General features: G+C 29.1%; 13 protein-coding genes. 9 read left to right on the forward strand and 4 right to left on the reverse strand.

Annotated elements, in window-relative coordinates; genetic code table 11:
• Positions 1-3 precede the first annotated feature (3 nt).
• Positions 4-546 (reverse strand): TetR/AcrR family transcriptional regulator, encoded by a 543-nt coding sequence (locus ACTG48_RS07215; RefSeq protein WP_479918453.1) that lies wholly within the window; start codon positions 544-546, stop codon positions 4-6.
• 245 nt (positions 547-791) lie between these two features.
• On the opposite strand from ACTG48_RS07215, the gene glpK reads away from it, so the two are divergent.
• Positions 792-2306, forward strand: coding sequence for a glycerol kinase GlpK (glpK, locus tag ACTG48_RS07220; RefSeq protein WP_479918454.1), 1515 nt, complete (start codon positions 792-794; stop codon positions 2304-2306).
• 114 nt (positions 2307-2420) lie between these two features.
• Here glpK and ACTG48_RS07225 read toward each other — a convergent pair whose 3' ends face one another.
• Positions 2421-3050: a GntR family transcriptional regulator gene (locus tag ACTG48_RS07225; protein WP_021384134.1), complete on the reverse strand. Its 630-nt coding sequence runs from the start codon at positions 3048-3050 to the stop codon at positions 2421-2423.
• Positions 3051-3634: 584 nt separating this feature from the next.
• Between ACTG48_RS07225 and ACTG48_RS07230 the strand changes: the two genes are divergently transcribed.
• The 4 genes from ACTG48_RS07230 to ACTG48_RS07245 are packed head-to-tail and all read left to right on the forward strand — an operon-like array spanning position 3635 to position 7406.
• Positions 3635-4426 (forward strand): LamB/YcsF family protein, encoded by a 792-nt coding sequence (locus ACTG48_RS07230; RefSeq protein ID WP_479918455.1) that lies wholly within the window; start codon positions 3635-3637, stop codon positions 4424-4426.
• A 28-nt stretch (positions 4427-4454) separates the two neighbouring features.
• Complete coding sequence (locus ACTG48_RS07235; protein ID WP_021384142.1) at positions 4455-5675, forward strand: NRAMP family divalent metal transporter; 1221 nt, start codon at positions 4455-4457, stop codon at positions 5673-5675.
• Between the two features lie 19 nt (positions 5676-5694).
• Positions 5695-6390 carry a 5-oxoprolinase subunit PxpB gene (gene pxpB / locus ACTG48_RS07240; RefSeq protein ID WP_021384119.1) on the forward strand — a complete coding sequence of 232 codons (696 nt, stop codon included), beginning with the start codon at positions 5695-5697 and terminating at the stop codon, positions 6388-6390.
• A gap of 29 nt (positions 6391-6419) precedes the next feature.
• Positions 6420-7406, forward strand: coding sequence for a 5-oxoprolinase subunit C family protein (locus tag ACTG48_RS07245; RefSeq protein WP_479918456.1), 987 nt, complete (start codon positions 6420-6422; stop codon positions 7404-7406).
• A gap of 216 nt (positions 7407-7622) precedes the next feature.
• On the opposite strand, the gene ACTG48_RS07250 is transcribed toward ACTG48_RS07245, so the two are convergent.
• Positions 7623-8189 carry a helix-turn-helix domain-containing protein gene (locus ACTG48_RS07250; RefSeq protein ID WP_021384131.1) on the reverse strand — a complete coding sequence of 189 codons (567 nt, stop codon included), beginning with the start codon at positions 8187-8189 and terminating at the stop codon, positions 7623-7625.
• A 350-nt stretch (positions 8190-8539) separates the two neighbouring features.
• Between ACTG48_RS07250 and ACTG48_RS07255 the strand changes: the two genes are divergently transcribed.
• From ACTG48_RS07255 to ACTG48_RS07265, 3 genes are read left to right on the forward strand one after another with little or no spacing between them, the layout of a single operon-like run.
• Positions 8540-9607 (forward strand): mandelate racemase/muconate lactonizing enzyme family protein, encoded by a 1068-nt coding sequence (locus ACTG48_RS07255; protein ID WP_021384139.1) that lies wholly within the window; start codon positions 8540-8542, stop codon positions 9605-9607.
• A gap of 18 nt (positions 9608-9625) precedes the next feature.
• Complete coding sequence (locus tag ACTG48_RS07260; protein ID WP_479918457.1) at positions 9626-10786, forward strand: DUF819 family protein; 1161 nt, start codon at positions 9626-9628, stop codon at positions 10784-10786.
• Positions 10787-10798: 12 nt separating this feature from the next.
• Positions 10799-12895 carry a CocE/NonD family hydrolase gene (locus ACTG48_RS07265; RefSeq protein WP_479918458.1) on the forward strand — a complete coding sequence of 699 codons (2097 nt, stop codon included), beginning with the start codon at positions 10799-10801 and terminating at the stop codon, positions 12893-12895.
• 158 nt (positions 12896-13053) lie between these two features.
• On the opposite strand, the gene ACTG48_RS07270 is transcribed toward ACTG48_RS07265, so the two are convergent.
• Complete coding sequence (locus tag ACTG48_RS07270) at positions 13054-13398, reverse strand: RidA family protein (RefSeq protein ID WP_021384144.1); 345 nt, start codon at positions 13396-13398, stop codon at positions 13054-13056.
• A gap of 292 nt (positions 13399-13690) precedes the next feature.
• Between ACTG48_RS07270 and ACTG48_RS07275 the strand changes: the two genes are divergently transcribed.
• Positions 13691-14584: a DMT family transporter gene (locus ACTG48_RS07275; RefSeq protein ID WP_021384130.1), complete on the forward strand. Its 894-nt coding sequence runs from the start codon at positions 13691-13693 to the stop codon at positions 14582-14584.
• Positions 14585-14780 lie beyond the last annotated feature (196 nt).

Here is a 14780-nt window from a genome sequence, read left to right on the forward strand (position 1 = left end):
ACCTTAATGTATTAATTTTTCAATATAGGGTTTTAAATCTTTAAATTCTATATGAGTGTATGTTGAATATGAAAAAAACATTTTAATAATGATATTGCATACTAACTTATCATTATTAAAAAACTTTTCTTTTTCTAAAGCCTCATATACTTTATTTGAAAGCTGCTCATGAAAATCATCTTTATGTTTTTTCATTTCAAAAAACCTTTTAGTCTCAAAAGTGTTTAGAAAATCATTGTATTGAATATTATGAACCTTGTTTATAAAATTTCTTATTTCTGTAAAAATAATGTCTAGCTTTTTAATGTAATCTTCAGTGTTTTTATTAGAGTATTCAATTCGCCTTAGTAGTAAATCCCATTCCGATTTTGTTATGTATTCTATTATTTCTTGTTTTGAATCAAAGTAATTATATACTGTGCCTGCACTTATACCACATCTTTGAGCTATTTTCCTTATGCTAATATTTGAGTATTCTTCTTCTAGAATCATGTCTCGAGCTACTTTTAGTATATCTTCTTTTACATTTTCTAAAATCTTTGGCATATTACCACCTCGTTTATTAAAATTATTATGAACACTGTTTATTATAAACCTTTAAAATTTATTAATCAATATGCAAGCTATAATGTATAATATTATTATATAGATATGATATAAAATAAGTGTCTTATTAGAAGTATCTAATCTATTAAATTTGTACTTAAGTATGGTTATTTACTTAAATATGTAATATTAGATTTTTCTTTTTAATAAATTAAATATTATTATGTGATAAGGAGAATACTGTGATGGAAAAGAAGTATGTAATGGCATTAGACCAAGGAACAACTAGTTCAAGAGCTATACTATTTAATAAAAAGGGTGAAATAGTAAAAATCGCACAAAAAGAATTCAAACAAATTTATCCAAAGGCTGGATGGGTAGAGCATGACCCTATGGAAATATGGGGTTCACAAAGTGGAGTAATGAGAGAAGTTATAGAAACAGCAGGCATAAGGCCAGAAGAAATTGCTTCAATAGGAATAACTAATCAAAGAGAGACTACAGTTGTTTGGAGTAGGTATACTGGGAAACCGATTTATAATGCAATAGTATGGCAGTGTAGGAGAACATCAGAAATATGTGATGAGCTTAAACATAAAGGATTAGAAGAGCTAATAAAAGAAAAAACTGGTCTTTTAATAGATGCATACTTTTCAGCAACAAAAGTAAAATGGATATTAGATAATGTAGAAAGTGCTAGAGAAAAAGCAGAACAAGGAGAATTGTTATTTGGAACTATAGACACATGGTTAATATGGAATTTGACACGTGGAAAAGTGCATGTAACAGACTACTCAAATGCATCTAGAACGATGATGTACAATATAAATAGTTTGGAATGGGATAAAGATATATTACGAGAACTGGATATACCAATAAGCATGTTACCATCAGTAAAACCGTCTAGTTATGTCTATGGTCATACAGATGAACGTATGCTATCAGGAGCTAAAATACCTATTGCTGGATGTGCAGGAGACCAACAAGCAGCATTATTTGGTCAAAATTGTGTTGAAGAAGGTACTGCAAAAAATACTTATGGAACAGGTTGCTTCCTACTTATGAATACAGGTAGCAACATAGTTAAATCTAAACATGGACTGCTTACAACAATTGCTTGGGGCGTTGATGGAAAAGTGACATATGCACTAGAAGGAAGTATATTTATTGGAGGAGCATCTATTCAATGGCTTAGAGATGAATTGAAGATAATTGAATCTGCGAAAGATAGTGAAATGTATGCAAATAGGGTAGATGATACTAATGGTGTATATGTAGTGCCAGCATTTACAGGTCTTGGAGCTCCATATTGGGATATGTATGCTAGAGGGTCAATCTTGGGTCTCACAAGAGGTGCAAAAAAAGAACATATAATAAGAGCGACATTGGAATCAATTGCTTATCAAACAAAAGATGTCTTAGAAGCAATGCAAAATGATTCAAAATTGAAATTAAAGTCATTAAAAGTTGATGGTGGAGCAAGTAATAATAATTTTTTAATGCAATTTCAGTCAGACATATTAAATGTAGATATAGATAGACCAAAAATAGTAGAAACAACAGCTTTAGGAGCAGCATATTTGGCAGGATTATCTGTTGGATTCTATATTGGAAGTAATGAAATCCCATCAAAATGGTCAGTAGAAAAAGAGTTTAATCCAAATATGAATGAAGATAAGAGAAATAGATTATATAAAGGTTGGAAAAAGGCTGTATCAAGAGCTTTAAGCTGGGAAAAAGAAGATGAAGTAGATATTTAAAAATTAGCCAGAAACTAAATTTATTTGAACTTAAAAAGAGCTTTATGTAAAAATATGAAGCTCTTTTTTTATTGTTTACTTGCAGTTTTATACAATTATACTAAATTATATAATTTATTTTTCACTTTCATATAAGAACATTGGTATAGAGTTGTAAATATGTTTGTCTCCAACGACTAAGAGAATATCTCCATCTAAAAACTCGATATACGGGCCAGGAGATATTATAAGTTCCTCACCTCTTTTAATTGCAACTATTGTAGCACCTGTATTTTGCCAAAATTTAGTTTGTGCAGCTGTTTGTCCAACATATTTACATTTAGAATTTATTGTGAACTGAACGGGCACTAAAGGATTTATTATTTCAAGTCTATTAGAATAATCTAAAATTTTATTTATAGTATCTAAAATTTCATTCTCTAAATTAGATTTAGTATCTATTAAATTATAAAGTGTTGATTTATATGATGATATGTTTGTAATATCCCTGTATTTTTTTATAAAAGAAGAAGCTTTGTCTGGAGATAGTACAATAACACCCTTACCTTTTATACTTTTAACAACACCAATGTCCTCTAAAATTTTAACAGCTCTTCTTATAGTTTCTGGAGATACATTGTATTTACCAGCCAAAACAGAACGTCCAAATAATACTGAATCCTCTTGTATTTCACCTGTATATATTTTATTTGCAATATCCAACGCTATTTTTTGGTATATTGGCATCGTATAATTTTTATCCATTGTTTTTCCCCCAATACAAAATTTATGTTAAAAAATATATAATCTTAACAATACTATTGTATAATTTATAGGTTTGTATGTCTACAATATGTACAAATATTGTCCATGTTTTAAAATAATATTTTAACATGCATTTAGTATACATGATTTTATTATACTTAAAACTATGTAAAGACTTACTTATAAAAATATAAAGATATTTTATTTACAAAAAACGATAATTATATAAATGAAATAAACAAATGAATGAAGAAAAATACTTCTGTCTTGCATATAAAGTGATTAAAATTGAGAAATACTTTAAAAATGAAAGCTAAAGTCCTTGTTTTAAGTAAAAATGATTAATTATTAACTAAAAAATGGTAAAAACATTTTTTGAAAAAGAAATACAAATGAATGTGATATTAAAATAATTGCAAAAATATCCCTCAAATGGTAAAATTATATTATGAAATTCAACGAAATAGTTGCAAAAATAAAATTGAATAAAAGTAATAAAATATTTCATGCAATATATAAAATAAACAAAATTTAAAAATTAAAACTACTTATTCTATCAAAATGTTAGTGAGGGGGGTCATAAATTGTATAAAGTAGATTTAAATAGTGATTTAGGGGAAAGTTTTGGAGCATATAAGGTTGGTTTAGATGAAGAAGTTTTAAAATATATTTCATCAGCTAATATAGCTTGTGGGTTTCATGCAGGTGACCCTAATCATATGAATAAAACAGTAAAGTTAGCTAAAGAAAATGGAGTAAAAATAGGAGCACACCCAGGTTTTCTAGATTTAATGGGATTTGGAAGACGTGAGATGAAAATAACAAAGCAAGAAGCTAAAGATTATACAAAATACCAATTAGGAGCTTTAATGGCTTTTGCAAGCTCAAATGGATGTAACATACAACACGTAAAACCACATGGAGCTTTATACAATATGGCAGCTAAAGATAAAGATTTAGCTATGGGTATTTGTGAGGCTATATATGAAGTAAACAAAGATATCATACTTTTAGGGTTATATAATAGTGAAATGATAAATTCTGCTAAAGAGATTGGACTTAAGTATGCAAATGAAGTATTTGCAGATAGAGCTTATGATAATAATGGATTTTTAGTTCCAAGAAGTGTAGAAGGAGCAGTTATACATGATACAAAATGTGCAATAGATAGAGTTGTTAAGATGGTAAAAGAAGGAACTGTAGAGACTTTAACAGGTGAAGTTATACATATCAAAGCAGATTCTATATGTGTACATGGGGATAATCCAAAGGCTATAGAGTTTGTTAAAGAGATAAGAAAACGCTTTGAATTAGAAAATATAGAAGTTTGTCCATTAGAAGATATGGAAGCTTGTTCATCAGAGAACATAGTATAAGACTGATAATATGAGGGGGAGATAAAATATGAGTACAAAAAATATTACTGATAAAACAAAAAATAAAAAAGATGTTGGCGCACTTATAGGGGCTGCGTTTATAATGGCAACATCAGCAATTGGACCTGGGTTTTTAACTCAGACAGCGCAATTTACTCAAGATTTTGGGCCAAGTTTTTCATTTGTAATCTTAATTACAACAATTCTTTTTATAGGAGCTCAAGTAAATGTATGGAGAGTAATTGGTGTATCAGGTCTTAGAGGGCAAGATATAGCAAATAAGATAGTGCCTGGACTAGGTTATCTAGTAGCTTTTTTAGTAGCTCTTGGAGGATTAGCTTTTAACATAGGAAATGTTGGTGGAGCTGCACTTGGTATGAATGTAATGTTTAATATGAATATGACACTTGGAACTGTATTAAGTGGATTGATAGCAATATTTGTATTTATGTCAAAAAATTCAAATTCTCTAGTAGATAAGATAACTAAATTTTTAGCATTAGGTATGATAATTATAGTTGGATATGTAGCAATATCAAATCATCCTCCTGTTGGAGAAGCAGTTTTTAAAATGGTAAAACCAGAGAATCCAAAAGGGCTTATATTCCCAATAATAACTTTACTTGGAGGAAGTGTTGGAGGTTATATAACTTTTGCTGGAGGACATAGATTGATAGATGGTGGAATAACAGGAGAAGAAAATATAAAAGAAATAACTAAATCTTCTCTTTTAGGAATATTAGTTGCAACAATGATGAGAGTTCTTCTATTTTTAGCAATATTAGCAGTAGTTTCAAAAGGTCTTCAACTTGACCCAGAAAATCCAGCTGCTTCAGCTTTTAAATTTAGTGCAGGGGCAATAGGATATAAATTCTTTGGGCTTGTATTATGGTCTGCTGCGATTACATCAGTTATAGGAGCTGCTTATACATCAGTTTCTTTCTTAAAAACACTGAATCCTTTTATAGATAAGTATGAAAAATATTTCATAATAGGATTTATAGCAATATCAACACTTATAATGGCATTTATAGGAAAACCAGCAACTTTATTAATTTTAGCAGGTTCTTTAAATGGATTAATACTTCCAATCACATTAGGAATAATGCTTATAGCATCTAAAAGAAAAGATATTGTTGGAGATTACAAACATCCTACATGGCTTTTAATATTTGGAATAATAGTAGTTTTAATATCTGCCTATACAGGAATAACTTCTCTTAGTAGTCTAGGTACTTTATTTGCTTAATTTAGAAGAGGTGACATTTATGAAAACTAGATACTTGCTATCAGGAGATAAAGCAGTAGTTGCTGAATTTGGAAATGAGATATCAGAAGATATAAATAAAAAAGTAATTTCATTTATGAGAGCAATAGAACTATCGAATCTTAAAGGGATTGTCACAGAAATGGTGCCAACATATAGGTCACTTATGATAAGTTATAATCCACTAAAAATAGACTTTGATAGCTTAATTGAGAATTTGAAAAAAATAGAAAATAATTTAGAAAGTATAGAGTTGCCAAAACCTAAAATACATGAGATTCCAGTATGTTATGATAAGGTTTTTGGAATAGATATTGAAAATGTTGCAAGTCATAATAATCTTACTGTAGATGAGGTTATAAAAATACACACAAGTAGAGAGTATTTGATATACATGTTAGGATTTACTCCTGGGTTTCCATATCTAGGGGGGATGGATGAAAGAATAGCTACACCTAGACTAGAGGTTCCAAGAACTAAAATTTATGGTGGGAGTGTTGGTATAGCAGGCTCTCAGACAGGAGTATATCCTATAGATAGTCCTGGTGGATGGCAAATAATTGGTAGAACACCTTTAAAATTATATGATGAAAATAGAGAAGAACAAATTTTACTTAGAGCTGGAGATTTTATAAAATTTGTTCCAATAACATTAGATGAATTTATAGAAATTGAAAAAAGTAATTTAAGTATTTAAATATCGTTATAGTACAGGGAGTGGTATATATGGGATTAAAAGTTGAATTAGGAGGTTTCCAAACATTAATACAAGACAGAGGTAGAGTTGGATATGGACAATATGGTGTATCTGGATGTGGGGCAATGGATGAGTATGCACATAGAGTGGGAAATATATTAGTTGGAAATTCTGAAGATGAAGCTTCTTTAGAAGTTTTAATGTTGGGCCCTACAATTACATTTGATGAATATACGCAAATAGCAGTAACTGGGGGAGATTTGGGTGCCAGAATAAATGGAAAAGAGATTCAAAACTGGAGGTCATATCAAATAAATCCTGGTGACATATTATCATTTAGAGGTGTGAAATCAGGAGCTAGAGCATATGTATCAATAGCTGGTGGAATAGATGTCCCACTTGCAATGGGTAGTAAATCAACCTATACAAGAGCTAAGATTGGTGGTTTTGAAGGTAGAGCACTTAAAAAAGGTGATTATATAAATACTTTTATTCAGGAAAAAGATTTTACAATAAATAAAAAATTGAATTCAAAATATATTCCAAATTATAACTCAGAAATAGTATTAAGAATTGTAAAAGGTCCTCAATTTGATGCTTTTTCTAAAGATGAAGTAGAAAAGTTCTTATCAAATGAATACAAAGTTACAAATGAAATTGATAGAATGGGCTGTAGACTAGATGGAGAGAGTATAAAGCACCTTAATGGGGCAGATATTATATCTGATGGTATTTCTTATGGAGCTATACAAGTACCTGGACATGGAAAACCTATTATAATGCTATCAGATAGACAAACTAGTGGTGGTTATACTAAGATAGGGAATGTAATAAGTGTAGATTTATATAAGTTGGCACAAGCAAAACCAAATGATGTAGTAAAATTTGAATTTGTAGATATATATGAAGCACATAGATTGCTTAGAGAACAAGAAGATAAGATTCAAGATATTTATAAGAGTATGAAAAATATAAGAGTTGTCAAAGCAAAAGTATTAAATGATATAGCAGTTTAATTTAATCTTGATGAACATAATTCTTATCAAATTTTAAAACGTAATTCACAAATAGCTATTTACTATTTACCATAATTAAGATGGTTTAGTTAGTCAAATAGCTATTTTTTAGTTTAAGTAGATAGTATAAATTTAAATAAATACTTCAATTTGAGAACAAAAATTATATTTAAATATTTTGAAGTGTCTAGAAAAAGTATGTATACTATACAGTGTTTATTTAGATTTTACAGGCCAAATTGGAGGAGAAATAACACCATATCCACGAGCTGTTGTATCTTTACTTGGATTGATGATTTTATGAGGTATGTTGGCCTTTATAAATGTTGAATCACCTGTATTTAATCTTACTACTTTTTCGCCTATACAAATATCAACCATACCACTCGTTACTACCATGATTTCCTCTGATGCATGATATATACAATCCTTAGCATCTTCACTTTCTGGTTTAAGTTCAAACTCTACAAGTAAACTTGAAGGAGTAAATTCAGATGTTGGCATTGGGGATACTATCTCATAAAACATTTCACTCCTTGGAAATTTCATCATAACTCTATCTTCTTTTCTAATGACTAAATCATCAGTATTATTATCATCCATAAACATATATAAAGGAGTATCTAAAACTTCAGCAATTTTTCTCAATGAAGACAAGGATGGTTCAATAGCATCTCTTTCTATTTGAGAGATATAACTTATAGATAAATCTGTCAATTTGGAAACATCACTTAATGTTTTTTTCTTGCTTTTTCTTATATTTCTCATCTTTTCACCTAGCATAAGAACCTCCAAATAATAAAATTAATATAAATATTAGATTAAAACAAAGTAATTATAGCATAACATAGAATTAGTGGCAACAAGAATAAATAGAAAATTATGACAATTAAAAATCAATTAAATGCAAATAAAAGTATATGAAAATCAATTATTGCCGAATTAATACAATAGAAAATATACTAGGTAAAAATTTATCATAGGAGTATTAGTTAAAAGAAGATTATTGAAAAATATTTTAGAAAATAATAAATTTTCAGTAAATTGTCTTGACATATGTATTGAAGTAATAATATAATTTTAAGTATAAAAATTAAAAAATTAAATTATAACTTCAAAAAAAGGAGGGCAATATGAAGATAACAGATATAAAATTTGAAAAACTAAGAATTAAATTAAAAAAACCTGTGGTAGTTTCATTTGGAGTAATTGAATATGGTGAAAGTATAATCTTAAAAATTGAAACTGATGAAGGTTATTGTGGGTTTGGTGAAGCAGCTCCTCTTGCAGCAGTTACAGGTGAAGTTTTGGATAATGTACTTTCAATATTACTGATGTTTAAAAAAGAGCTAATAGGGAAAGACCCATTGGATATTGAATTGATACATACAATCATGGATGGAATTATTATAGGTAACACTTCCGCAAAAGCAGCTATTGATATAGCTTTATACGACATTAAAGGGAAAATTATGAATGTACCTCTTTATAAAGTTCTTGGAGGTTTTGATAATAAAGTTCAAACCGATATTACTATAAGCATAGATAAGCCAGAAAAAATGGCAAGAGAGGCTTTAGAAAGAGTTAATGAAGGATTTAGAATATTGAAGCTTAAAGCAGGTATAAACCCTGAAGATGATATTGAAGCTGTAAAATTAATTAGAGAAGCGGTTGGAGAAGGTATAAGAATTAGAATTGATGCAAATCAAGGATGGAATGTAAATAGTAGTATAAATACTATCAAAAAATTAGAAAGATTTGGTGTTGATGCAATTGAACAAGCACTTCCACATTGGGATTTAGATGGAACTGCTTACATAAGAGATAAGAGTAGTACAAAAATTATGATAGATGAGTCACTACATTCGCCAATAGATGCTATTAAAGCGATAAAAAAGAATGCAGTTGACACATTTAATATTAAGCTAATGAAATCAGGAGGAATATATCCTGCTATAAAAATTAATAACATAGCTGAGTCAAGTGGTGTAAATTGCATGTTAGGATGTATGCTTGAAACGAGAATTGGTATAACAGCAGCAGCAAATTTAATTGCATCCAAAAAAAATATAACAGAAGCTGACCTTGATAGTTTTATGTTTTGTGAAGAATTAAATGGTATATCTGGAGGATTTGTGATGGATGGAGATATTATGAATCTTGTCAATAAACCAGGCTTAGGAATAGAAGTAAACTTATGATAAAATTGGAGGTTAAATATGAATACACTTTTTTCAAGTACAGGCAGTATACTTGCTATAATGACATCAATGATTGCATTGGGTTTTTACTTACAAAGATATAAAGCTATTAAGAGTTTAGGACCAGCACTTACAATAATTATAATGGGAATAATACTCTCAAACTTAAAAGTAGTTCCAGTAAGTACTGAGTTATATGGAACTATTTCTACATATGCCATTCCAGTCTCTATGACTATAATGTTGATGAGTGTTGATTTAAAAGAAATGACAAAGTTATCAAGAGAGCCTTTAATTGCAATTTTTGTAGCAGTATTAACTGTAAGTATCATGGCATTTTTATTTGGACTTGTATTTGCAGAAAAAATATCAGAAGGTTGGAAGGTTGCAGGAATGTTTGTGGGTACGTATACTGGAGGAAGTGCTAATCTTACAGCTATTGGGACAGGTCTTAATGTAAGTAGACAGACTCTTGCAGCGGCAAATGCAGCAGATTATGTAATTGGAGTACCAACATTAATATTTATGTTTGCTCTACCAGCTATACTAAAAAACTCAAAGAAGTTTAAAAAACTTTGGCCATATCATGTAGAAGAATCAGAATTAGAGGATGGTCAGAATGAAGAATTTATGGAGTCAAAAGAGTGGAGTATTAAAGACATCGCTTGGATGCTAGCTATAGGTTTTGTTGTTACAGAGATTGCAACAATACTTTCTGGATATTTCAATTCAAGCTTTAGTAGTGCAGCAAGAATTCTTTTAGTTACAACTATTTCAATTATAATTGCTCAGTTAAAGCCAGTAAAAAAACTAAAAGGGAATTTAGATTTAGGATTATTTGTTGCATTATTCTTTTTATGCACTATAGGTTTTTCAGTAGATATAAAAGAGTTTTTAGGTTCAACTTTTACCATAACACTTTACTGTTTTAGCATAATTTTTGCATCATTTGTTTTCCATTTATGTATAACTAGACTTTTAAAAATAAAATATCAATATGTAATACTCTCTATAGTGGGAGCAATTGCTGATGGACCAACTTCAGCTTTAGTAGCTGCATCTGCAAAATGGAATTCACTTGTAAGTGTGGCAGTCGTCATGGGAGTAATTGGTGGAGTATTAGGAAATTATGCAGGTATATCAGTGGCATATGCTATAAAGATGTCTTTGGGATTATAGGAGGTGATTTAATTGCTAGAATTTAGGCTATATATATCTGGATTATATAGTGGAAATGTAGTTTTTGATAATGAGTTATTGATTGAAAAATTGAATCCTTTTACAAATAAAATCGAAAGTTTAAAAGCAATAAGTAAAGAAGAAAATGCATACTATTTAAATCTCACAAAAATAGATTTAAACTCCTTATTTTACAACTTTGATGTATACACTACTAGTTTGGTAAATGCAGATAAAAGCGTCATTGTAAATAAGCTAGGAGAGACATATTCTAGGCTTAATGAATACATATGGGTTCAAAGAAATAAAAAATTTCCATTAGATATAATTATTGTGGATAATAAAATAGTTGGTTTTATATGTTTATCTAGAGAAACTTGTACTATATTAGTTATGGATGGATATGAAGATTATACTGTATTAAAAGAATGGAATAAAACTCATAAAGATGAGGACATATATTCTATAAAATTTGGTGGAAATTATATGGTTGATATGAAAGATGGAATAAAACTTTCTACAGATGTGTATCTTCCTAACTTTACAGATTCTACTAAAAAAGCACCAACAATTCTTATGAGAACTCCATATGGAAAAGAAAATGATAAAGAAATATATTATAAATATGTACAAAGAGGATATGCTGTTGTCATACAGGATGTTAGAGGAAGAAATGAATCAGAAGGTGATTGGGAGCCTATGATTCATGAAAGAGAAGATGGAGATAGTACTATAAACTGGATAGTATCACAGAAGTGGTCAAACGGCATGGTTGGTATGTTAGGGGCATCTTATCTTGGTTATGTTCAATGGGCAGCTGCTTCTTCAAGTAATAAACATCTGAAAGCTTTAGTTAGCATAGTAACATCAGGAAGTCCTTTTATTGATATACCAAGAAAAGGAGGAGCTTTTGTATCTGGCATGCTTGCATGGGCATTTATGGTATCAAGAAATAAAGTTGATAGAAGTCAAATGGTAAGAGATGACTGGGATGATGTTTTAAACATACGACCAATACAGAATATACCTGTTGAAGCTCTTGGATATAGAATTGAATTCCTAGAGGAATGGCTAAAAAGAGTAGAAAAAGACGAGTATTGGGATATGATGGATTGGCATTTACAAAAAGATAAAATAAATGTACCTGCATTGGTTGTATCTGGATGGTATGATGATAATGGTATGGGGACTACAGAAGCTTTAGATGTAATAAAGGGTTATGAAAAAGGAAAGAGAAAGGCTATCTTAGGTCCATGGATGCATAACTCAAATACTTTAAGAGATATAAATGGTATTTCGTTAGGAAATAATTCATTGAGATATGATTTGGATTATAATTATTTGCTATGGTTTGACAAATACTTAAAAGGTATAGAAAACAATATAGATAAGACTGCTTCAGTAGAGTATTATTCTGTAGGTTCTAATAAGTGGAAGGCAGAAGAAAATTGGCCAATAAAAAACAAAATAGATAAAAGTCTATATCTAATAAGTGATGGAAATGCTAACACATCTTTGGGAGATGGGAGATTAGTGTTTGATAGGGTGCTAGAAGAAAAGTATGACAGTTATATATATAATCCTAAAGACCCATCAATACAGCTAATTGATATGTCAGAAAATGAAGTTGGTGTTCCGAACAACTACAAGGATTTAGAAAAAAGAAGAGACATGTTATGTTATACATCAGATGCTTTTAGTGAAGAAATTACTATAACAGGTGATATAAAATTAGAATTCTTTGCATCAAGTTCTGCCAAAGATACTGACTGGGTCATAAAAATTATGGATGTAGATTTAGATGGAAATTCAATTAAATTAGCTGATGGTATACTTAGTGCTAGATTTAGAAATGGTTTTTATAAGTCAGAGTTTATGGAAGAAGGAGAAATTTACAAGTTCTCAATTATAACTTCAAAAATATCAAACACATTTAAAATTGGTCATAAAATTAGACTAGATATAACATCTAGTGCTAAAAATTTTATTTTCCAAAATAGCAACACAATAGAAGGTTATAATAGTATTGAGTATATAGAGGCAAAGAATATTATTTATCATGGAGGTAAATATCCATCCAGATTGATATTGCCTGTAGAAAATAATTGAATTGATATAGATAAAAACTAACAAGGGAGTGTCTCAAAATGAACTTTTTAGTTCATGAGGCATTCTTTTTTGTATTAAATCAAATACATTTTTATTATTTCAACAATGAAAAAGAGGCTTATCTCTATTTTGAGACAGCCTCTTGTTAGTTAAGTTAATTATTTTGTAGCTGCTACAACACTCATTTCAACTAATAAATGCTCTCTAGCAAGTCTAGCTTCAACACAAGCTCTAGCAGGTTCAAATCCTTTTTCAACCCAAGCATCCCAAACAGAGTTCATAGCTTCAAAGTCTTTCATATCTCTTAAATAAATAGTAACAGATAATAAATGTTGTTTATCTGAGTCGTATTTGTTTAATAAATCTTCTATTTTAGCTAAAACTTCAGTAGTCTGTTCAATTATTCCACCTTCAGCATGAGTTTGTCCACATAAATAAACTGTGTTGTTATGAACTACAGCTCTACTCATTCTTCCAGTTCCTTCATATCTTTTTATTTCCATATTTTAAATACCTCCATAATTAAAAAATCCATTAAAAATCTAAATAATAAATTAAAAAAAGTCTATACTATATAAAATTATATTATATATTGTGATAATAATCTATAAAAACATACAACTTTTTAATTATAATTATTATTGTTATTAATTGAAAAGATTTATTAGTTACTTGACATAATTTATACTTTTAATTATAGTATAAATTGGAATATTTAGATAATTATTATTTAATCTATAAGTAGAAGTTTTTAATTAATATGACTTTATATATTTATATAGAAAAGAGGTAAGTATGAGTAGTACAATCAAATCAAATCGAATAAAGGGCATAATGTTCATAATATCATCAGCTCTTGGTTTTGCAATGATGTCTGCGTTTGTAAAACTAGCAGGAGATTTACCAAGTTTTCAAAAAGTGTTCTTTAGAAACCTGGTATCAGCTATAATAGCATTTTGGCTTATTATAAAACATAGAGGTAGTCTAACTGGTAAAAAGGAAAATTTAAAAGTGCTTTTATATAGGTCAATATTTGGAACTTTAGGAGTTATATTCAACTACTATGCAATTGATAGATTGATGCTTTCAGATGCTAACATGTTAAATAAAATGAGTCCCTTCCTTGTAGTTATATTTTGTGCAATTGCTCTAAAAGAGAAAATAAATGTAAAACAGATAGGAGCTATTATAATTGCATTTGTAGGGGCTTTATTCATAATAAAACCAACATTTAGTGTAGAAGTGATTCCATATTTAGGAGGAATTGCAGGAGCTATATTTGCAGCAATGGCATATACTTGTTTGAGAGTTCTTGGAGATAGAGAAGATTATTATACAATTGTATTTTTCTTTTCAGTTTTTTCATTGGTTACTGTAGGACCAATTGCCTTTGCAGTATATGAACCAATGACTCCTATGCAACTTATATATTTATTACTAGGTGGCGTATTTGCAAGTTTAGGGCAATTTGGAATAACTCTAGCATATAAGTATGCACCTGCTAAGGAAATTTCTATCTTTGACTACAGTAATATAATTTTTTCAGCAATTTTAAGTATATTCTTATTCAATGTCTATCCTGATATGTTAAGTGTTGTTGGATATTTAATAGTATTTTCAGCAGCATTTTATATGTTTTTATATAATAAGAAGTTAGATAAATTAGATAAAGAAAATAGAAAGCAATAGAGTAATAAGATAGATAAAAAATTGTGTTTAGAGTTTGTATTTAATACTTAAAGTTTTATATTAAAATTAAATAATATATAGATTGAAAATACTTAAAATATGGGTCTAAAACAGCAGTTAAGATTGAAAAATTATAACTGCTGTTTCTTTTATTAAAAATATCCAAATGTATGTAAAAATAGACTATAATAGAGTA

Source organism: Clostridioides sp. LIBA-6822 (assembly GCF_056688955.1).